General features: G+C 71.4%; 14 protein-coding genes. 5 read left to right on the top strand and 9 right to left on the bottom strand.

The window, feature by feature from the left end:
• From ACWCRA_RS10700 to ACWCRA_RS10690, 3 genes are read right to left on the bottom strand one after another with little or no spacing between them, the layout of a single operon-like run.
• Positions 1-912, bottom strand: coding sequence for an ABC transporter ATP-binding protein (locus tag ACWCRA_RS10700; protein ID WP_451067252.1), 912 nt, complete (start codon positions 910-912; stop codon positions 1-3).
• Complete coding sequence (locus ACWCRA_RS10695; protein ID WP_351545040.1) at positions 909-1,811, bottom strand: ABC transporter permease; 903 nt, start codon at positions 1,809-1,811, stop codon at positions 909-911. The genes ACWCRA_RS10700 and ACWCRA_RS10695 overlap by 4 nt, the downstream gene beginning before the upstream one ends.
• A complete protein-coding gene (locus ACWCRA_RS10690; RefSeq protein WP_451067326.1) occupies positions 1,808-2,806 on the bottom strand; it encodes an ABC transporter ATP-binding protein in 999 nt (332 codons plus the stop codon). Before ACWCRA_RS10690 ends, ACWCRA_RS10695 begins: the two co-directional genes overlap by 4 nt.
• Before the next feature lie 293 nt (positions 2,807-3,099).
• Between ACWCRA_RS10690 and ACWCRA_RS10685 the strand changes: the two genes are divergently transcribed.
• Positions 3,100-4,863 carry an SDR family oxidoreductase gene (locus ACWCRA_RS10685; RefSeq protein ID WP_451067251.1) on the top strand — a complete coding sequence of 588 codons (1,764 nt, stop codon included), beginning with the start codon at positions 3,100-3,102 and terminating at the stop codon, positions 4,861-4,863.
• A complete protein-coding gene (locus tag ACWCRA_RS10680; protein WP_451067250.1) occupies positions 4,860-5,816 on the top strand; it encodes a MerR family transcriptional regulator in 957 nt (318 codons plus the stop codon). The genes ACWCRA_RS10685 and ACWCRA_RS10680 overlap by 4 nt, the downstream gene beginning before the upstream one ends.
• 315 nt (positions 5,817-6,131) lie before the next feature.
• Here the strand turns inward: ACWCRA_RS10680 and ACWCRA_RS10675 are convergent, their stop codons facing one another.
• On the bottom strand, positions 6,132-7,028 hold the full coding sequence (locus ACWCRA_RS10675; protein WP_351545048.1) for an LLM class flavin-dependent oxidoreductase: 897 nt from the start codon (positions 7,026-7,028) through the stop codon (positions 6,132-6,134).
• Between the two features lie 113 nt (positions 7,029-7,141).
• On the opposite strand from ACWCRA_RS10675, the gene ACWCRA_RS10670 reads away from it, so the two are divergent.
• The gene (locus ACWCRA_RS10670; RefSeq protein WP_351545050.1) at positions 7,142-8,011 is read left to right on the top strand and encodes a Cof-type HAD-IIB family hydrolase; all 870 of its coding nucleotides are present in this window, start codon (positions 7,142-7,144) and stop codon (positions 8,009-8,011) included.
• A gap of 55 nt (positions 8,012-8,066) precedes the next feature.
• Here ACWCRA_RS10670 and ACWCRA_RS10665 read toward each other — a convergent pair whose 3' ends face one another.
• From ACWCRA_RS10665 to hisC, 5 genes are all read right to left on the bottom strand, one after another.
• On the bottom strand, positions 8,067-9,791 hold the full coding sequence (locus ACWCRA_RS10665) for a GAF domain-containing sensor histidine kinase (protein ID WP_351545053.1): 1,725 nt from the start codon (positions 9,789-9,791) through the stop codon (positions 8,067-8,069).
• 134 nt (positions 9,792-9,925) lie between these two features.
• Entirely contained in the window at positions 9,926-13,477 is a 3,552-nt protein-coding gene (cydD, locus tag ACWCRA_RS10660; protein ID WP_351545056.1) for a thiol reductant ABC exporter subunit CydD, read from the bottom strand.
• A 72-nt stretch (positions 13,478-13,549) separates the two neighbouring features.
• On the bottom strand, positions 13,550-14,551 hold the full coding sequence (cydB, locus tag ACWCRA_RS10655; protein WP_351545059.1) for a cytochrome d ubiquinol oxidase subunit II: 1,002 nt from the start codon (positions 14,549-14,551) through the stop codon (positions 13,550-13,552).
• A gap of 22 nt (positions 14,552-14,573) precedes the next feature.
• The gene (locus ACWCRA_RS10650; RefSeq protein WP_451067249.1) at positions 14,574-16,079 is read right to left on the bottom strand and encodes a cytochrome ubiquinol oxidase subunit I; all 1,506 of its coding nucleotides are present in this window, start codon (positions 16,077-16,079) and stop codon (positions 14,574-14,576) included.
• A 936-nt stretch (positions 16,080-17,015) separates the two neighbouring features.
• The gene (hisC, locus tag ACWCRA_RS10645) at positions 17,016-18,098 is read right to left on the bottom strand and encodes a histidinol-phosphate transaminase (RefSeq protein WP_351545064.1); all 1,083 of its coding nucleotides are present in this window, start codon (positions 18,096-18,098) and stop codon (positions 17,016-17,018) included.
• Between the two features lie 383 nt (positions 18,099-18,481).
• On the opposite strand from hisC, the gene ACWCRA_RS10640 reads away from it, so the two are divergent.
• On the top strand, positions 18,482-19,594 hold the full coding sequence (locus ACWCRA_RS10640) for a LacI family DNA-binding transcriptional regulator (protein WP_351545066.1): 1,113 nt from the start codon (positions 18,482-18,484) through the stop codon (positions 19,592-19,594).
• 175 nt (positions 19,595-19,769) lie between these two features.
• Positions 19,770-20,927 (top strand): metallophosphoesterase, encoded by a 1,158-nt coding sequence (locus ACWCRA_RS10635; protein ID WP_351545069.1) that lies wholly within the window; start codon positions 19,770-19,772, stop codon positions 20,925-20,927.
• The last annotated feature ends 142 nt before the right edge of the window (positions 20,928-21,069 follow it).

The raw sequence follows: 21,069 nt of genomic DNA, 5'->3' as shown, positions 1-21,069 counted from the left end.
TCAGGCCGCTACGAGGTACGAGAAGACCGATTCGAGGGACTCGTCCGAGGGCGAGACCGTGAGCAGGCGGATGGAGTTGTCCCGCGCCACCCTCGGGAGCAACTCGGTGAACCGGCCGAAGTCGACGGCCTGGACCCGCAGCGCGCCCTCGGTGACATCCACCTCGATACCGGCCGTGGAGGGGTCGGCGATCAGGGCGGCGGCGAGCGCGCGGTCGTCGCTGGAGCGGACGAGATAGCGGTGCGGGCGGTCCGTCATCAGCCGGCGGATCTTGCGGAAGTCACCGGAGGCGGCGTGGCGGCCGGCGACGATCACCTCGATGTGCGAGGCGAGTTGCTCGACCTCCTCCAGGATATGGGAGGAGAAGAGCACGGTGCGGCCCGTGGCGCCCATACGCCGCAGCAGTTCCATGAGCTGCATGCGCTGACGCGGGTCCATGCCGTTGAACGGCTCATCGAGAAGCAGCACCGACGGGTCGTGGACCAGCGCGGACGCCATCTTCACCCGCTGGCGCATGCCCTTGCTGTACGTGGAGATCTTGCGGTCCTGCGCGTACTCCATCTCGACCGTGGCCAGCGCGTGCTGGGCCTCCCTGGCGCTCAGACCGTGCAGTTCGGCGTTGGCGACGACGAACTCGCGCCCGGTGAGGAAGTCGTACATCGCCTCCCGCTCCGGCACGACGCCGATCTGCGTGTAGACGGACTCGTTGCGCCAGATCGGCTGCTGGTCGAGCGTGACCCGGCCCGTGGAGGGGGCGAGGAAGCCGCCCATCATGTTGATCAGAGTGGACTTGCCCGCCCCGTTGGGGCCGAGCAGCCCGGTGACACCGGGGCCGATGGTCATGGTGACGTCGTTGACGGCCACCACGTTTCCGAACCACCGCGAGGCGTTCTCGATATGGATGGTGGTCACAGCCCGGCCTTTCGGTAACGGCGCATCAGGACGGCGTACGAACCGGCGATGAACGCGAGGACGACCAGCAGATAGAGCACTCCGAACGCGGCGTCCGGCCCGGCCTCGCCGGGGAAGCCCGAGGTGGCCCCGAGGAACGCGGTCTGCACACCGTCGATGAGGGTGGTCGGCGAGAAGAGACCGAACCACTTGATCACATCGATCGAGTCGGTCGACCGGGCGATCTCCTGGATCACCGTCACGGCGACGGAGGAGATGGTCAGGGTCGCGATGATCGCGGCGACGCCGAAGCCGCGGCGCGGGGTGAGCGCCGCCAGCACCAGGGCGATCCCGCCGAAGAGCACCGACATGAGCGCCACGGAGACCAAGGACTGCCCCAAGCCTGTCGTCTGGTCGGTGAAGTCCATCTTCGCCAGCAGCGCGCCCGCGTAGAGGATCACCAGCGGCGCGGCGGTGAGGATGAACAGGGCCGACGCCATGGCGCCGTACTTGGCGAGGACGTAGTCGGCCCGCTCCAGCGGGCGCGAGAAGTACAGCGGAACCGTCCTGAACCGGAGGTCCCGGGAGACCGACTGCGGCGCCTGGGAGGCGAGATAGAGCCCGATGACCGGCTGGGTGAAGAGCGCGTACGCGGTGTACTCCAGCGGCAGCTCGGTGGACTTGGTGGCCACGGCGACCGCGACGATGATCGCCGCGGGAAGGCACATCACCGCGAAGAGGATCATCGGCAGCACCTTGGACTTGGCCGAGCGGCCCAGTCCGTAGGCGCCCCGGAGGGACTGCGAGTACAGCGAGCGGCGCACATAGGCGCGGCCGAGGCGCCGGCCCTCGTAGTTGCGGTATCCGATGTTGTGGATACGGGTGGAGTCGGGGGCCGTCCCCGGGGTCTGGGTGCTCATCGGGTCTGCGCCTCCGTCGACTGGTCCTGGACCCCGGCGGGCCGGCCCGCGCCCTGGGCGGCCGCGTCCGGCCGGAAGACCTCCGCTATGTGGTGGCGCCGCTGTTCCATGCGTACGAGACCGAGGCCGAGGCCGGCCACCGTGTCGCGCACCACGTCGTAGGTCTTCTCGCCCTCCGCCTCGATCAGCAGGATGTGCCCGGCTCCGGGCAGCCCTTCCTCCGCGGTCGTGTGGAAGGTGATTCCGGCCGAGGCCAGCCCCTCCCGGAGCGCGGCGGTGCCGTCGGGGTGTTCGTCGCTGTCGGTGACCTCGACGGCGAGGGTGGTGGTGTTCTGGGTGAACTCGCTGGTGGAGCTGGAGCGCAGCAGGGAGCCGCCGTCGATGACGACGACATGGTCGCAGGTGCGTTCGAGTTCGCCGAGGAGGTGCGAGGTGACCAGGACCGATATGCCGAAGTCGGTGTGGATGCGGCGGATGAGGCCGAGCATCTCGTCCCGGCCGGCCGGGTCGAGTCCGTTGGTGGGCTCGTCCAGCAGGACCAGCTTGGGGTCGTGCACCAGGGCCTGCGCGAGCTTGACCCGCTGCTTCATGCCCGTCGAGTAGCCGCCGATGGGGCGGTAACGCTCTTCGTAGAGGCCGACGTGGCGCAGGGTGTCGGCGGTCCGCTCACGGGCGGCGGACGACGGGAGTCCGGACATGCGCGCCATGTGGACGACGAACTCGGTGGCCGAGACATCGGGCGGCAGGCAGTCGTGCTCGGGCATGTATCCGACCTGCTCGCGGATGGCGGGGCCGCTGGTGGCGACCTCCAGGCCGAGCACGGCGGCCCGGCCCTCCGTGGCGGGGGAGAGACCCAGCAGGATCTTGATCAACGTCGACTTGCCGGCCCCGTTGGCACCCACCAGACCGGTCACACCCGGTCCGATGTCCAAGGAGAGCCGGTCAAGAGCGGTCACCCGGGGGTACCGCATGCTCAGGCTTTCGGTCACGATCACAGTCACGTTCCGACGGTAGTGGCGCCCCGCGCGCGGGGCGTCAGTCTGGACGGCTGGATCGGTCTCCGACTCCAGAGGTACTCCCCCTAGGGGCGTGAGACCCGGGCGGGAGGGTTTTCCCCAGGGCGGGGACCGGCTCTTGACGCAGCCGCCGGGGATTGTCACATTCATCTGTGTCACGTTACGGCTGCGTACTGCGCACGACCGCGGGCCAGGGGAGGGGCCCGGCGAATCTCGGCGGTGGTGGATGAACTCCCGGTGGGGTCACCGGGGTTCCGGTGGCGGGAGATCACGTGGGTGTGCGGGGAGCGCGGGAGCGCTGGGTGCGTACGGGCGGTATCGAGCTGTGTGTCGCCGAACTGGGCGACCCCGCGCGGCCCACGGTGATACTCGTCCACGGCTATCCGGACAGCAAGGAGGTCTGGTCCGAGGTGGCCGGGCGGCTGGCCGGCCGTTTCCATGTGGTGCTGTACGACGTCCGGGGCCATGGCCGGTCCTCCGCGCCGAGGCCCCTGCGCGGCGGCTTCACGCTGGAGAAGCTGACGGACGACTTCCTCGCGGTCGCCGACGCGGTGAGCCCGGACCGCCCGGTGCATCTGGTGGGCCACGACTGGGGCTCGGTGCAGTCCTGGGAGTTCGTCACGGTGCGGCGGACCCGGGGGCGGATCGCCTCGTTCACCTCGGTCTCCGGCCCGTCCCTGGACCACTTCGGACACTGGATCAGAGCGCGGGCTGCCCGGCCGACCCCCCGCCGCGCGGCCCAGCTCCTCGGCCAGGGCATCAGATCGTGGTACGTCCTGATGCTGCACACCCCGGTCCTGCCCGAGCTGGCCTGGCGCGGACCGCTGGGCCGGCGGTGGCCGAGGGCGCTGGAGCGGCTGGAGAAGGTGGACAGGGGCGACTACCCGACGGCGTCGCTGCCGCGGGACGCCGTGCACGGGGCCTGGCTCTACCGCGACAATGTCCGCGCCCGGCTGTCCCGTCCCCGCGCGGACGCGCACGCCCATGTCCCGGTCCAGCTCATCACTCCGACGAGGGACGCCTTCCTCTCCGAGCGGCTCCACGACGACCTGGAGCGGTGGGTGCCGGAGCTGACCCGGCGCACCCTGGCCGCCCGCCACTGGGCGCCGCGCACCCGGCCCGACCAGCTCGCCGACTGGATCGGCGGGTTCGCCGATGCCGCGGAGGGCGGGTCGGCGGCCCGGCGGCCGGCCGCGGCACCAGGGGTGTACGGCGAGCGGTTCGGCGGCCGGCTGGTCCTGGTGACGGGCGCGGCCAGCGGTATCGGCCGGGCCACGGCGCTCGCGTTCGCCGGGGCCGGGGCGCGGATCGTGGCCGTGGACCGGAACGCGGAGGGAGCGGCGGCGACGGTCGGCGCGGCCCGTCTCAGGGGTGCGCCCGACGCCTGGGCCGAGGTGGTGGACGTCGGTGACGCGGAGGCGATGGAGAAGCTCGCGGCCAGGGTCGCCGACACGTACGGAGTGGTCGATGTCCTGGTCAACAACGCGGGCATCGGGGTGTCCGGGCCGCTGCTGGAGACCGGTGTCGAGGAGTGGAGGAGGGTTCTCGACGTCAATCTGTGGGGTGTGATCCACGGCTGCCGGCTCTTCGGCCGGCAGATGGCGGAGCGCGGTCAGGGCGGCCATATCGTCAACATCGCGTCGGCGGCCGCCTTCCAGCCGACCAAGGGCCTGCCCGCGTACAGCGCGTCGAAGGCCGCGGTGCTGATGCTCAGCGAATGTCTGCGGGCCGAGCTGGCGGGGCGGGAGATCGGGGTCTCGGCGATCTGTCCGGGGCTGGTCAATACCAATATCGCGGCCACCGCCCGTTTCGTCGGGGTCGACGCGGCGGAGGAGAGCCGGCTGCGCGAGCGGGCCGCCCGGCTCTACAGCCGGCGCGACTACCCCCCGGAGAAGGTCGCGGACGCCGTTCTGCGCGCGGTGGTGCGCGACCGGGCGGTGGTGCCGGTGACCCCGGAGGCCCGGGTCGCCCGGCTGCTGTCCCGGTTCGCGCCGAAGGCTCTGCGGGCCGTCGCCCGGCTGGACCCTCCGCTGTGAGCCCGGCCGGGAAGGGGGCGGAGCCCCGGATCGAGTACCGCATCGAGGATCTGGCCCACCGCAGCGGCGCCACGGTCCGCACGATCCGCGCCTACCAGGACCGAGGGCTGCTGCCGAAGCCGGAGCGGCGCGGCCGGTCCAATGTCTACGGCTCGGCCCATCTGGCGCGGCTGCGGCAGATCGCCGGGCTGCTCGACCGGGGCTACACCCTGGCGTCCATCAGGGAGCTGCTGGAGGCGTGGGACGCCGGGCGGGGTCTCGGCGGGGTGCTCGGCCTGGTGGCCGAGGTCCACGGCCCGTGGACGGACGAGGAGACGGCCCGGATCACCCGTCCGGAGCTGGCGGAGGCGTTCGGCGGCACCGCCGACGACGACGCCGTGGCGGACGCGGTGGAGCTGGGGGTGCTGGAGGCCGTCCCGGGGCGGGACGACGAGTTCCTGGTGCCGAGTCCCCAGGAGCTGGCGGTGGCGGCCGAGTTGCACGCGGCGGGGGTGCCGCTGAAGGCGATCTCGGTGCATCTGCGGGAGGTTCGCGGCCAGGTGGAGCACATCGCGGCCCGTTTCCTGGAGTTCACCACCGAGCATGTCTTCGACCGTCTCCTCGGACACCGCCCTCCGACGGAGGAGGACGCGGTCGAGGCGGCGGCCCTGGTGCGGCGGCTGCGCCCGCTCGCCCAGCAGACCGTCGACGCCGAACTGGCCCGGGCCATGCGGACCTTCGCCACCCGGCACCTCCGCAGAAGCCTGTCGGCGGAGGAGGGCCCCGTACCGGCCGGGGAGACCCGCCCGGTGCGTCTGCCGCCGGAGACGGTACGGGCCGTGGAGGCCCTGGTTGGCGGGGAGAACACGGCCCGTTTCATCACAGCGGCCACCGAACGCGAGCTACAGAGCAGGACTTTGGACGCCCTTGCCCCAAATACCAATGAAGGGAACTTCTTTGATCAAAGCGGTTAATTCGCAAGGCTGTTGTCCACAGAATCGCCAAGGCGCCTGTGGATAACCCGAGTTGTCTGTGGAGCAAACCTGGGGGACAGGAAAATCTCGGCGACGGCGGGGCCGGGCCGGGCGGGTCGCGCCGGTCCACTCCGATCTCCTGAAAAGAAGCGGATACGCCCGGGAGGAGCCGGCCGGCCCTCCGGAGCCGCCCGTGCGACTGCCCGGCCTACCGGGGCCGGCTCCGGACCGGGGCCGGGAACCGACCCCTCCGGGGCCGACCCATCCGGGGCCGGGGCCCGGGCCGGGGGGCCGGTGCCTCGGGTCCGGCCCGGCTCAGCCGGTGAGCTGGGCGAGGGCCTCCGTCGCGATCCGCTCGAAGACCGTCCGGTCGGCGGCGAAGTCCGAGTCCGGGATCGGGGCGTGGATCGCCAGCTCGGTGAAGCCCAGCTCGAAGTGGCGGCCCGCGAAGTCCACAAAGGCGTCCAGCGACCGCATCGGAGCGTCCCGGTCCGGCGTGAAGCCCGTGAGCAGGATCTTCTCCGGCTCCTCCTCCCGCCCGGCCTGGGCACACGCCTTGCCCAGCCGGGAGAGCTGCTCGCGGAGCGCCTCCACGGAATCCTCCGGCGTACCCGTCTCAAAGATCGCCGGATCTCCGGTGGTCACCCACGCCTGCCCGTACTCGGCCGCGAGCCGCATCCCGCGCGGGCCGTTCCCCGCGACCGCGAAGGGCAGCCGGGGCCGCTGCACACAGCCGGGGACATTGCGCGCCTCGACCGCCGAGTAGAACGCCCCCTCGCTGGTGACCGAGGGTTCGGTCAGCAGCCGGTCCAGCAGCGGGAGGAACTCGCCGAACCGGTCGGCCCGCTCCTTCGGCGTCCACGCCTCCTGCCCCAGCACCGTCGCGTCGAACCCCGTGCCGCCGGCCCCGATCCCGAGCGTGACCCGGCCGCCCGACAGATCGTCCAGCGAGATCAGCTCCTTGGCCAGGGTCACCGGATGGCGGAAGTTCGGCGAGGTGACCAGAGTCCCCAGCCGCATCCGCTCCGTCGCCCCGGCGGCGGCCGTGAGGGTCGGGAGCGCCCCGTACCAGGGACCGTCGCGGAAAGTGCGCCACGACAGATGGTCATAGGTGTACGCGGTGTGGAAGCCGAGCTGCTCCGCGCGGAGCCACTCGTCACGGCCCCCGTGGAGCCAGCTGCGGACAGGAAGGATCACGGTGCTCAGTCGCATGGGCCCGAGGGTACGCGGGCGGGGCGGACCGACCCGGGCCGGGGAAAACCGGCGGCCCGTCCGTGCGCCCTCCCGCACGCACGCACGTACGACGCGTACGGGAGAATGGACCGGTGACCTCAGCTACCGATCCCTCGCCCGTGGCCGCAGTCCCCCGGCTGATCGCCACCGACCTGGACGGCACGCTGCTGCGGGACGACAAAACGGTCTCCCAGCGCACCGTCGCCGCCCTCGCCGCGGCCGAGGAAGCCGGTATAGAGGTCTTCTTCGTCACCGGCCGTCCGGCCCGCTGGATGAGCGTCGTCAGCGCCCATGTCCACGGCCACGGCCTGGCCATCTGCGCCAACGGTGCCGCCGTGGTCGACCTGCACGACAACGGACGGGTGCTGAAGGTCCACGACATCGGGCGGGAGACCGCACTCCGGGTCGTCGAGGCCCTGCGGGCTGCCGCCCCGGGCACCACGTTCGGGATCGAGACGACCGTGGGCTTCCACAACGAGCCGGACTACCCCCGCCAGCAGTCCCACGACCCCGGCTCGATCGTCGCGGTCGCCGAGAAGCTGCTCCACGAGGAGTCCCCGGGCACCGGCAGCCCGGTGCTCAAGCTGCTCGCCCACCACTCCGAGCTGGAGCCCGACGCGTTTCTCGCCCTGGCCCGCGCCGCCGCCGGGACGCTCTGCTCGATCACCCGCTCCAGCCCCTCGTCCCTGCTGGAGATCAGCGGCCTGGGTGTGAGCAAGGCCAGCACCCTGGCGCTCTGCTGCGCCGAGCGCGGTATCTCGGCGGACGAGGTCGTCGCCTTCGGCGACATGCCCAACGATGTCGAGATGCTGACCTGGGCGGGCACCTCGTACGCGATGGGCAACGCCCACCCCGCCGTGCTCGCCGCCGCCTCCGGCCGGACCGACGCCAACAACGACGACGGTGTCGCGGTCGTCATCGAGGAGATCCTCCGCGACCTCCCCGCCCTCCGGAACCACTGACCACGCGCACGGCCCCGCCGCCACGACGGCCGGCCGCTTCCGCCCCGGCCCGCCACTACAGCGGGGCCTCCCAGCTCACCGTCGTCCCCTGCCCGCCCTCGCCGATCCCCGGGCCGCAGACGCTCGAACCGCCGAGCGACTCGGCGCGCCGGGCGAGGTTCCGCAGCCCGCTGCGCCGGCCGCCGGGCGCGATGCCCACCCCGTCGTCGGCGACCGTCAGCCGCACCCCGCCGGAACCGTCGGGCAGCCGCACCGTCGCGTCCACCACGACCTCGATCCGGGACGCGCGGGCGTGCCGGAAGGCGTTGGAGAGCGCCTCCCGCAGCGCGGCGATCAGATTCTTCCCGGTCAGCTCGCCGACAAGGGAGTCCACCGGCCCGGCGAACCGGTGCCCGGGCTTGAAACCGAGCGGCACGGCCGCCATGTTGATCTCCCGCAGTACGCGGGTGCGCAGCCCGGACGGCGCCTCCGCCGGGCCCTGCTGCAAGGCGAAGATCGCCGTACGGATCTCCTGGATGGTCACGTCCAGCTCGTCCACGGCCTTGCCGACCCCGTCCTGCACCGCCGGGGTGACCGACTTGCGCTGGGCGCCCTCCAGCATCATCCCGGTGGCGAAGAGCCGCTGGATCACCAGATCGTGCAGATCGCGGGCGATGCGGTCGCGGTCCTCGTACACCGCGAGCCGCTCCCGGTCCCGCTGTGCCTCGGCCATGATCAGCGCCAGCGCGGCCTGGGAGGCGAACTGGGTGGCCAGGGTCCGTTCCGCCTCGCTGAACTGACGCGCGCCACGGGCCCGGGGGGTGGCGAGCGCGCCCAGCACCCGGCCGCCGCTGTGCAGCGGCAGCATCATGCTCGGGCCGTACCGATCCGCCGACCTCGTGACCAGACGCGCGTCGGTGGCCGCGTCCGCGACGAACACCGCCTCCCCGGCGAGCAGCCGGGTGGCCACCGGGCTCTCGGCGGGAACGACCATCCCCATCAGATCGCTGACGGGGAGGTCGGAGGCGACGGCGACGATTTCGAGGCCGCCGTCCGCGGCGGGCAGCATCACCACTCCGGCGGCGGAGTCGGCGAGTCGGCGGGCCTGCTCGGCGACGACGGTCAGGGCGTCGTCGGCGTCACCGCCCGAGAGCAGGGCGGTGGTCACGGCGACCGACCCGTCGATCCAGCGCTCACGCTGGCGGGCGGCCTCGTAGAGCCGGGCGTTGCCGATGGCGATCCCGGCCTCCGTGGCGAGCACCCGCACCATGTGGAGGTCGTAGTCGTTGAACGCGCCATCGGCCTTCTCCGCCAGATAGAGATTGCCGAAGATCTCCCCCTGGACCCGGATGGGCACACCGAGGAAGGTCCGCATCGAGGGATGGCCCGGAGGGAATCCGGCGAAACGCGGATCGGAGGTCAGATCCGCGAGCCGGAGGGGCGCGGGATCGTGGATCAGCGCGCCGAGCAGGCCCCGGTGTCCGTCGGGCCGGCGGCCGATCCGCCGCGCCACGTCCTCGCCGACACCATGGGTCACAAAGTCGGCGAGCCCTCGGCCCTCCTCGTCCACGACCCCGATCGCGGCGTAGCGGGCGCCGGCCAGCTCGGCGGCGGTCTCGCAGATCCGGTCGAGGGTGGAGTGCAGCTCCAGCCCGGTCCCGACGGAGCGCATGGCCTCCAGGAGCTGCGGCACCCGTGCGGTGAGATCGGTGGACAGGCCCTGGAGGCTGCGCGCCGCCGAGGTCACGGCGTCGAACGGCTCCCGTGGACCGCTCGGGTCCTTCGGTTCGGGCACGGTCATGTCCGTGAGCCTAGTAATTCCCATTTGGGGAGGAAAGTCGGCCGACCCGCCCATGACCGGCTGTTCGAACCGGGCGGCCCGGCCTCCCGGCCCCGGGAGGCCGCACCGTCCGTCCTCCCGGGGCCGGGAGCCGGTCAGCCGGCGGCCCGCGCGAGCCGCTCCCCGAGCCGGTCCGCTTCCCGCTCCCGCTCCACCATCCGCCGCAGCGGCCCGTCCACCCGCGCCAGCTCCGCATAGGTCCCGCGCTGCACGGCCCGCCCGTCCTCCAGTACGACGATCTCGTCCACGGCGTCGAGCCCGCGCAGCCGGTGCGTGATCAGCACGGTGGCCGCGCCCCGCGCCGTACGGCTCTCGGTGGCCGCCAGCAGGTCGGCGGTGAGGGCGTCGGCGGTCGCCAGATCGAGGTGCTCGGCGGGCTCGTCCAGGACCAGCACCGGGAAGTCCGCGAGCAGCGCCCGGGCCAGGGCCAGCCGCTGCCGCTGCCCGCCGGAGAGCTGGGCACCGTGCTCGCCGACCAGGGTGTCCAGCCCGTCGGGCAGCTCGTCGACCCACTCCAGCAGCCGGGCTTCCGCGAGGACCCGGCGCAGCTCGTCCTCGGTCGCGTCGGTACGGGCGAGCTTGAGGTTCTCCCGTACGGAACTGTCGAACAGATGGGCGTCCTGAGCACAGAGCCCGACCAGCCGGCGGACCTCGTCCCCGTCCAGCGCTCCGGCGTCCGTTCCGCCGAGGGTGTAGCTGCCCGCCCGGGCGTCCAGGAAGCGGAGCAGGACCTGCGCGAGAGTGGTCTTGCCGGAGCCGGAGGTGCCGACGACGGCGACCCGGCTGCCCGCCGTGAGGGTCAGATCGAGCCCGGCGAGTGCGTCGCGCTCCCCTTCCGGATACCGCGCCCGCAGCCCCCGCACCCGGAGCGGGAACGCCGACGCGGGAGGTGCGGCCGGCCGCTCCGGCTCCTCTACGGGGACGGGTGCGTCCAGCACCTCGTACACCCGCTCGGCACTGCGCTTGACCCGCTGCCGGTACTGCACGGCCAGCGGCAGGGCGGTGACCGCCTCGAAGGCGGCGAGCGGGGTGAGCACGACCACGGCGAGCAGGACTCCGTCGAGCCGTCCATCGGCCACCGCCCGTACCCCGGCGAGCGTGGCGAGGACCACGGTCAGCCCGCAGGCGAGCGCGGTGAGTCCGCTGCCGAGCGCGGTGGCGGCGGCGGTGCGGGAGGCGATGGCGGTCAGCCGGCGGTCGGCATCCCGGGCGCCGTCGAGACGCCGGGCCAGCGCTCCGGCGACGGTCAGCTCCGCCGTACCGCGCAGCAGATCCACCAGCCGGGTGGAGAGCACCCCGCGCGCCGGGGCGAGCTGTCGCTCGGCCCGGCGGGCGACCGCGCCGCTGAGCAGCGGAACCGCGAGGCCCGCGGCCAGCAGTCCGGCGGCGAGCACCGCCCCGGCCTCGGGCAGCAGCCAGACGGTGAAGCCGATCGAGGCGGCGCTCACGGCGATGGCGGCGCCGACGGGGAGCAGCCAGCGCAGCCAGTAGTCCTGGAGGGCGTCCACATCCGCGACCAGCCGGGAGAGCAGATCGCCACGCCTGCTCCTGCGCAGCCCGGCGGGGGCGATCCGCTCCAGCCGGCGGTAGACCGCGACCCGCAGATCGGCGAGCATCCGCAGCACGGCGTCGTGGGAGACCAGCCGTTCGGCGTAGCGGAAGACGGCGCGGCCGATGCCGAAGGCGCGGGTCGCCGTCACGGCCATCATCAGATAGAGCACGGGCGGCTGCTCGGAGGCGCGGGAGATGAGATAGCCGGAGACGGCCATGAGCCCCACGGCCGAGCCCAGGGCGAGGCTGCCGAGGAACAGTCCCAGCCGGAACCGCGCCCGCTGCTTCCGGGCGGCGTTCCGTACGCGGGTCAGCGCGGGCTCGGTGGGCCCGCTGGACCCGCCGGCGCTGGTGAAGGCGTACAGCTCCTCGTCCACCGGCACCGCCGCCGAGGCCGGCTGGAGCGGGTCGCCGGGGCCGCTCGCGGCGGTGGCGGACCGGCGCGGCTCCGGTACGGAGGCGGGGCGGCGGGTGAGGGTGACCACCCGGTCCGCCACGGCGAGCAGGGCGGGGCGGTGGACCACCAGCAGCACGGTCCGCCCCCGGGTCAGCCGCCGCACCGCCTCGACGAGACCGGCCTCGGTCTCGCCGTCCAGGGCGGCCGTCGGCTCGTCGAGCAGCACCACCGGACGGTCGGCGAGAAACGCCCTGGCCAGCGCGAGCCGCTGCCGCTGACCGGCGGAGAGCCCGGCGCCGTCCTCGCCGAGCGGGGTCCTCGCCCCCTGCGGGAGCGCGCTGACGAAGTCGTACGCCCCGGCGTCCCGCAGCGCGTCCGCCAGAGCGGCGTCGTCGGCGTCGGGCCGGGCCAGCCGTACGTTCTCGGCGACCGTCCCGGCGAAGAGATAGGGCCGCTGGGGCACCCAGGCGATCTGCTCGTGCCAGCGGTCCCGGTCGAGCCGGCGGAGATCGACGCCGCCGATCCGCACCCGGCCCTCGGCCGGCTCGGCGAAGCCCAGCAGTACGTCGAGGAGGGTGGACTTCCCGATCCCGCTGGGCCCGACGAGGGCGACGGTCTCCCCCGGCTCCACGGTGAGCGAGGCCGCGTCCAGCGAGGGTTCGGAGCGTCCGGTGTGCCGGACGGTCACCGACTCCAGCTCCAGGCGCGGAACGGTCGGCACCTGCTGGGTGCCGCCGGCGCGCGGCTCGGTCTCCAGGACCGTGAAGATCTCCTCGGCCGCCGCCAGCCCCTCGGCCGCCGCGTGGTACTGCGTCCCCACCATCCGGATCGGCAGATACGCCTCGGGGGCCAGGATCAGGATCACCAGACCGGTGTAGAGGTCCATGTCGCCGTGGACCAGCCGCATGCCGATGGTGACGGCGACCAGGGCGACGGAGAGAGTGGAGAGCAGCTCCAGCGCGAAGGAGGAGATGAAGGCGATCCGGAGGGTGCGCACGGTGGCCCGCCGGTACTCCGAGGTGATGGAGCGGATCGACTCGGCCTGCGCCTTGGCGCGGCCGAAGACCTTGAGGGTGGGCAGCCCGGCGACCACATCCAGGAAGTGGCCCGAGAGCCGGGAGAGCAGCCGCCACTGGCGGTCCATCCGGTTCTGGGTGGCCCAGCCGATGAGCACCATGAAGACGGGGATCAGCGGCAGCGTCACCACGATGATCGCGGCGGAGACCCAGTCCTCGGTGACGATGCGCGCCAGCACGGCCACCGGCACCACGACCGCGAGACCGAGCTGGGGCAGATAGCGCGCGAAGTAGTCGTCCAGGGCGTCGATGCCCCGGGTGGCGAGGGCGACCAGCGAACCGGTGCGCTGCCGGCTCAGAAAGCCGGGTCCGAGTTCGGCGGCGCGGACCAGCAGCCGCTCCCTCAGCTCGGACTTGACGGCCGCGCCGGCCCGGTGGGCGGCCAGCTCGGTCAGCCAGGAGACCGCCGCCCTGCCGACGGCGACCGCCGCCAGCAGGACCAGCGGGGTCGTCAGCTCGGAGGCGGTCAGACCCTTCTCGAAGGCTCCCACCACGGTCTCGGCGATCAGCATCGCCTGGGCGACGACCAGCGCCGCCCCGGCGAGTCCGAGAAGCACCACCGCGAGCAGGAAGCCCCGGGTGGCCCGGGCGTACCGGAGCAGACGCAAGTCGATCGGTTTCACGTGAAACATCCCCTGCCGATGGGACCGATGGGGCCGATGGCGCGGCCGGTGTGCATGATCGCTGGGAGCGGGTCAGTGGGCGTCGGCGATGTGCTGCGTACCGATCCGCTTGCGGAACACCCAGTACGTCCAGCCCTGGTAGACGAGCACGAGCGGGGTGGCGATACCGGCGCACCACGTCATGATCTTCAGGGTGTACGGGGTGGACGACGCGTTGGTGACCGTGAGGTTCCAGGCGTCATTGAGCGAGGACGGCATGACGTTCGGGAAGAGCGTCAGGAAGAGCATCCCGACAGCGGCGATGATCGTCAGTCCGGAGAAGGCGAACGACCAGCCCTCGCGCCCCGCCTGGTTCGCCACGATGGCGGCCACCAGTGACACCACCGCGATGACCATCGCGACGAAGCTGGCACCGCCCCCGCGCATGACCTGGGTCCAGAGCAGGAAGACGAGCGCCAGTCCGGCCGTGAGCAGTCCGAGCCTGAGCGCCAGCGCACGGGCCCGGGTGCGGATGTCCCCCACCGTCTTCAGGGCGACGAAGACCGTGCCGTGGAAGGTGAAGAGCGTCAGCGTGACCAGTCCGCCGAGGAGCGAGTAGGGGTTGAGGAGATCGAAGACATTGCCGACGTACTCCTTCTGCGCGTCGATCTTCACACCGCGGACGATGTTGCCGAAGGCCACGCCCCAGAGGAAGGCCGGGAGAAGCGAGGTCCAGAAGATCGCGTTCTCCCAGTTGGTCTGCCACTGGTCCTCCGGCCGCTTGTGGCGGTACTCGAAGGACACCCCGCGCACGATCAGACAGATCAGGATCAGCAGCAGCGGGAGGTAGAAGCCGGAGAAGAGGGTGGCGTACCAGTCGGGGAAGGCGGCGAAGGTGGCACCGCCCGCGGAGAGCAGCCAGACCTCGTTGCCGTCCCAGACGGGCCCGATGGTGTTGATCAGTACCCGCCGCTCCTTGCGGTCGCGGGCGAGCAGTTTGGTGAGGACGCCGACCCCGAAGTCGAACCCTTCGAGGAAGAAGTATCCGATCCACAGGACGGCGATCAGCACAAACCAGACGTCGTGGAGTTCCATGACTCAGCAGCTCCTCAGGGCCTCAGTACGAGAAGGCCATCGGACGGTCGGCGTCACGGTCGTCGCCGCCGATCTTGGTGGGCGGGTTGAGGTCCGCTTCGGTCAGCTCGGGCGGTCCCGCCTTCGCGTACTTGACCATCAGCTTGAACTCGATGACGGCGAGCACCGCGTAGAGGGCGGTGAAGATGATCATCGAGGTCAGGACCTCGCCCTGGGAGACACCGGGGGAGACCGCGTCCTTGGTGCGCAGCACTCCGTAGACCACCCAGGGCTGCCGGCCCATCTCGGTGAAGATCCAGCCCCAGGAGGTGGCGATCAGCGGGAAGGTCATGGTCCAGAGCGCGACCATCCAGTACCACCTGCTGAAGCGGGGCCCCAGTGGCTTCCGGAAGAGCACCAGATGCGGCACCTCGTCCTCGCCGGTCCGCAGCGCGGACGGGAGCAGGAACCTCTTCCTGGTGAGCCAGAGCCCCAGCACTCCGATGGTCACGGATGCCATGCCGAAGCCGATCATCCAGCGGAAGCCCCAGTAGGCGACCGGGATATTGGGCCGGTAGTCACCCGGTCCGTACTTCTCCTGTTCGGCCTTGTTGATGTCGTTGATACCGGGGACATAGGAGTCGAAGTCGCCGTTGGCGAGGAAGGACAGCACGCCCGGGATCTCTATGGCGACCTTGTTGTGGCCCTCGTCGACATCGCCGTAGGCGAAGATCGAGAAGGGTGCGGGCGCCTCGCCGTCCCACAGGGCCTCGGCGGCGGCCATCTTCATCGGCTGCTGCCGGAACATGACCTTGCCGAGCACATCGCCGCTGATGGCGGTGAGGAGTCCGGAGAGGATCAGGGTGACGAGACCGAGCCTCAGCGAGGTCCGCATCACGGGGATGTGCTTCTTGCGCGCCAGGTGGTAGGCGGCGATGCCGACCATGAACGCGCCACCGACCAGGAAGGCGGCGGTGATGGTGTGGAAGAACTGGGCGACAGCGGTGTCCTGGGTGAGGACTCGGCCGAAGTCGGTCAGCTCGGCGCGTCCGCGCTCCTCGTTGATGCGGTAGCCCACCGGGTGCTGCATCCAGGAGTTGGCCGCCAGGATGAAGTACGCGGAGCAGATGGTGCCGATCGAGACCATCCAGATACAGGCCAGATGGATCTTCTTCGGCAGCTTGTCCCAGCCGAAGATCCACAGACCGATGAAGGTGGACTCGAAGAAGAAGGCGATCAGGGCCTCGAAGGCGAGCGGGGCGCCGAAGATGTCGCCGACGAAGCGGGAGTAGTCGGACCAGTTCATGCCGAACTGGAACTCCTGCACGATGCCGGTGACGACACCCATGGCGATGTTGATCAGGAAGAGCTTGCCCCAGAACTTCGTGGCCTTGAGGTACTTCTCGTTCTCGGTGCGGACCCAGGCGGTCTGGAGACCGGCGGTGAGGGCTGCGAGGGAGATCGTGAGCGGGACAAAGAGGAAGTGGTAGACGGTGGTGATGCCGAACTGCCAGCGCGCCAAGGTTTCCGGCGCCAGAGCCAAGTCCACGTCGTCATCTCCTTACATCGACGAGGTCGAGCGGCAGTTTGCCTGAATAATCCCAGTGATCGCGGGATGAACAGGACACGCTTGTGAACGCGTTCACATTCACAAGCAATTATGGCTCATGCGAAAACCACACCTATGACCGGGGGGGGTGGCCTTCGGCCGGATCGCGGTGGAATAGGGTGCCCGCCTGCTGATCGCCCCCGGGGCCCGGGGGGTGCGGGCACCGGAAAAGGTGCTGCTCGGGAGGCTCCCTGCCGCCTTCGGGCGCCCCCGGGGTCCCGCCGGTGCCCGAGGAGCACCGGGCGCGCCCGCCTCGGTTTCGCCGGCTTTCGAGGCGCGGGGGCTCAGGGGCCGGCCCCGGGCGGGTCCGCAGCGTGCGGACCGACCCCGAGCCGGGGCCGCAGCGTGCGGGGCTCCCGTGGCACGGGGCCCGTCCTCAAACGCCGGACGGGCTGAACACACCCGGCCTCGCCGGGCAGGCCGGGGCACGGCATCCATACACCCGGCCCCCGCCGGAAACCCCGGCACACCCGGCCTCGGCTCGGGGCACCTCCCAGAGGGAGACCCAGGAGAGCCGACCCCGAGCCGGGGCCGCAACGCGCCGGGCCCCCATGGCACAGGGCCCGTCCTCAAACGCCGGACGGGCTGAACACAACCGGCCTCGCCGGGGGCGCCTCCCGGAGACAGCTCCGAGGGGGCTCGGGAGCCGGGGCCCCCGGGCCGGGCCGGGGCTCCAAGGGCGGATCGGGCGGAGCGGCACCCGCAGGGGTGGGGCTGGGTCGTCTCTTTCGGATCGTGCCGGGCTCGCGAACCCCGGCACCGCGCCCCGCCGCGTTGCCGTCGGTCGCCGGCGCTCCGCGTGGGCTCCCTCCTCCGCCCCGCGATCCACGGCACCGGACCCCGCTCACCGATCCGGCCCGATCCGAAAGAAACTCCCTAGCGGGCTTCCCGGTGGAAGGTCTCCGCCGCGCGGAGGAAGAGATCGTTGGCCTCTTCCTCACCGATCGTGATCCGAACCCCCTCCCCCGGGAAGGGCCGCACCATCACCCCCGCCCCCTCACACGCCTCCGCGAACTCCCCCGTCCGCTCCCCCAGCCGCAGCCAGACGAAGTTCGCCTGGGTCTCGGGAACCGTCCACCCCTGCTTGACCAGGCCCTCGTACACCCGGGCCCGCTCGGCGACCAGCGATCCGACCCGGCCCAGCAGCTCGTCCTCGGCGCGCAGCGAGGCCACCGCCGCGTCCTGGGCGAGCTGGCTCACCCCGAAGGGCACCGCCGTCTTGCGCAGCGCGGCGGCCACCGGCTCATGGGCGATGGCGAAGCCGACCCGCAGCCCCGCCAGGCCGTACGCCTTGGAGAAGGTGCGGAGCACCGCCACATTCGGGCGCTCGCGGTAGATCTCCACGCCGTCGGGCACCTCGGGGTCGCGGATGAACTCCCGGTACGCCTCGTCCAGCACCACCAGCACATCCGAGGGCACCCGGTCGAGAAAACGCTCCAGCCCGGCCCGGCGGACCACGGTCCCGGTCGGGTTGTTGGGGTTGCAGACGAAGATCAGCCGGGTCCGGTCGGTGATCGCCCCGGCCATCGCGTCGAGATCGTGCGCCTCGCCCGCCGTCAGCGGCACCTGCACCGGGGTCGCCCCGCTGATCCGGGTGATGATCGGGTACGCCTCGAAGGACCGCCAGGCGTAGATCACCTCGTCGCCCGGGCCCGAGGTCGCCTGGAGCAGCGACTGGGCGACCCCCACCGACCCCGTGCCGGTCGCCAGATGCCCCACCGGCACGCCGAAACGATCCGCCAGCTCATTCATCAGGCCGGTGCAGGCCATGTCCGGGTAGCGGTTGAAGGAGTGCGCCGCCGCGAGCGTGCTCTCCATCACCCCGGGCAGCGGCGGGTAGGGGTTCTCATTGGATGAGAGCTTGTACGCGGCCGGACCCCCGGCCGCGGCGGGCCGGCCCGGCTTGTAGGTGGGGATGCCGTCCAGTTCGGCGCGCAGCTTGGGGCTCGTCTCGCTCACCGCAGGTCCTCCTCGACCGTCCGTACACCTCGGAATCCGGCACCCCGGAGCGGGGTCCCGGCGCCATTGCTGCTCACCCTATGAGGATGGGCGGCGGGTGCGTACGGCCGGAGCCGGAATAGGGGGAGCGCTCGTTTCCCTGGCGCACGCCGGTGGCTCACTCCGTAGCGCGCATCCCCCGTAGAGGTGAGTTGAGACCTCTTCGAGACATCCTCCATTCACCAAGACCATGCGACCAGACACCCAATACCGCATAGATGTAACGTTCAACTCCTTTATTTTCCAAGGCAGTTGATGGGTTATGATCATGCAGAAACGTGCCTGTCAACGAATGCATATGCGACCGGCCCAACCGTCCATGCGAGCCCTACTATCGGCTCGCCATGACAGCAGCAGGGAAGCACCAGGTGAGCCGGACGGACACATCCCGCCGGGGGAGCCGGCAAGGTCGGGCGGGCATCCGAGACGTCGCCGCCGCAGCCGGTGTCTCCATCACGACTGTCTCCGACGCGCTCAACGGGAAAGGCCGGCTCCCGGACGCCACCCGCCGGCATGTCCGCGAGGTCGCCGACCGACTGGGCTATCGCCCATCGGCCGCGGCCCGCACCCTCCGTACCGGAAAGTCGGGGCTCATCGGCCTGACCGTGACGACGTACGGGGATGAACCTTTCACCTTCACCGAGTTCGCCTACTTCGCCGAAATGGCGAGGGCCGCGACCTCGGCCGCGCTGGCGCGCGGCTATGCGCTGGTGATTCTCCCCGCCACCTCCCGTCACGACGTCTGGTCGAATGTCGCCCTCGACGGCACGGTCGTCATCGATCCATCCGACCACGATCCAGTCGTCACCGAACTGGTCCGGCAAGGGCTCCCCGTCGTCTCGGACGGCCGCCCCGCCGGCACCCTCCCGGTCACCGCCTGGGTCGACAACGACCACGAAGCAGCCGTACTCGATCTGCTCGACCATCTCGCCGACGCCGGAGCCCGCCGCATCGGACTGCTCACCGGCACCACCACCGACACCTACACACGGCTGTCCACCACCGCCTATCTCCACTGGTGCGAGCGCGTGGGCCAGGACCCGGTCTACGAGTCCTACCCCGCCCACGACCCCTGCGCGGGGGCCGTGGCAGCCGACCGGCTGCTCGCCCGCCCGGACCGGCCCGACGCCGTCTACGGGCTCTTCGACCCCAACGGCACCGATCTGCTCGCCGCCGCCCGGCGGTACGGCCTGCGCGTCCCCGAGGATCTCCTGCTCGTGTGCTGCAGCGAGTCGACCGTGTACGCGACGACCGAACCGCCCATCACCACGCTCTCGCTCAAACCGCGCCGGATCGGCACCGCGGTCGTCCAGCTCCTCATCGACGCCATCGAGGGAATCAACGAGGACCGGCCGGTCGAGCAGGTGATACCGACCGAACTGATCATCCGGACATCCTCACAGCGCCGCTCCCCGCGCACCACGGTGAGCGCGCCCCGTTCCCCCGCACCGGACTAGACCTCCCTCAATCAGGACGAAACAGCCGACGCATCAGGGGTAAGGATGGATTCACCACCCCTGGTGCGTCACAGAGCGCGGACCTCATTCCTATGATGGGCGCACGACACCGCGGACCACCCCGACCAGGCTGGGCCGAGAGGTGAACGGCGGCGCGACGGTGGTGGAGGGGTCGATGACTCAGGGGGCCGGTCAGGGACCCGTGGTGCGGACGGCGACATTGCGCGATTTCCGCGTCCCGCCGTATGCGCAGGTGCCCGTTCAGTCGCAGGTGCCCGCCGACTCCCCGGCACCCGTGTCGCCGCAGACGCCCGAGGCCATGGGCCATCCGGCTCCCCCGGCCCCCGCCCGCCCCGAGGCCCTGGGCCATCCCGGCAACGCCGTGCCGGAGGACGAGGTGCCCGAGGGGTACACCCCCACGGAGCGCGACCTTCCGGTGATCGGCCGCCAGGGCGCCGACGCCCTCCAGCCGCACGGCGCGCCGGACACCTCACCCGTGCCCGACGGCCCGGGCCCGCTCTATGTCGTCGGCGATGTGCACGGCTATCTCGACGAGCTGGTCGCCGCCCTCACGGCCCAGGGCCTGATCGACGCCGAGGGCCGCTGGGCCGCCGGCAACGCCCGTCTCTGGTTCCTCGGCGACTTCACCGACCGGGGTCCCGACGGCATCGGGGTGATCGATCTGGTGATGCGGCTCTCCGCCGAGGCCGCTGCGGCCGGCGGCTACTGCAAGGCCCTCATGGGCAACCACGAACTCCTCCTCCTCGGCGCCAGGAGATTCGGGGACACCCCGGTCAACTCCGGTGCCGGAACGGCGACCTTCCAGGCGGCCTGGCTGCTCAACGGCGGCCAGAAGTCCGACATGGACCGGCTCCAGGACGTCCACCTCCAGTGGATGGCCCGGCTGGACGCGGTGGTCGAGGAGGACCGGCATCTGCTGCTCCACTCCGACACCACCGCCTATCTCGAATACGGCTCCACCATCGAGGACGTCAACGAGACCGTCCACGAGATCCTCACCCGCAATGACGCCGACGAGTGCTGGGACCTCTTCCGCAAGCTGACCAAGCGCTTCGCCTTCCGCGACGAGGCCGGCCCCCGGGCCGTGCGGGAACTGCTCACCACCTACGGCGGCCACCGCGTCGTCCACGGCCACAGCCCCATCCCCTATCTGCTGGGAGAGGTCGGCACGGAGGACGGCGAGGGCGGGGAGCGCGAACGCCCGACCGTCGAGGGTCCGCACGTCTACGCGGACGGACTGGCCATCGCCATGGACGGCGGTGTGACCATGGCCGGAAAACTCCTGGTCGTGCAACTGCCCCTCCCCAACTGACCAATCCGCCGCCCCCGAATTCCCCGAATCCCCTGTCACCTCGTGCCGTCCCGGCCCTACCATCGGCTTATCCGTAGCAGGCTCTCCTCCGTTGCCGCCCCATCGCCCGGTCGCACCCGGGCGATCCGGCCCGACGGAGCAT

It is taken from the genome of Streptomyces sp. NPDC001889 (assembly GCF_053594535.1).
This window is presented reverse-complemented; position numbering and strand designations above follow the sequence as displayed.

Coding starts and splice junctions, on each gene's coding strand:
- ACWCRA_RS10665 (WP_351545053.1), bottom strand. CDS start 9,791: ATGACCGTGCCCGAACCGAAGGACCCGAGCGGTCCACGGGAGCCGTTC.
- ACWCRA_RS10640 (WP_351545066.1), top strand. CDS start 18,482: ATGACAGCAGCAGGGAAGCACCAGGTGAGCCGGACGGACACATCCCGC.
- cydB (WP_351545059.1), bottom strand. CDS start 14,551: ATGGAACTCCACGACGTCTGGTTTGTGCTGATCGCCGTCCTGTGGATC.
- ACWCRA_RS10695 (WP_351545040.1), bottom strand. CDS start 1,811: ATGAGCACCCAGACCCCGGGGACGGCCCCCGACTCCACCCGTATCCAC.
- ACWCRA_RS10675 (WP_351545048.1), bottom strand. CDS start 7,028: ATGCGACTGAGCACCGTGATCCTTCCTGTCCGCAGCTGGCTCCACGGG.
- ACWCRA_RS10635 (WP_351545069.1), top strand. CDS start 19,770: ATGACTCAGGGGGCCGGTCAGGGACCCGTGGTGCGGACGGCGACATTG.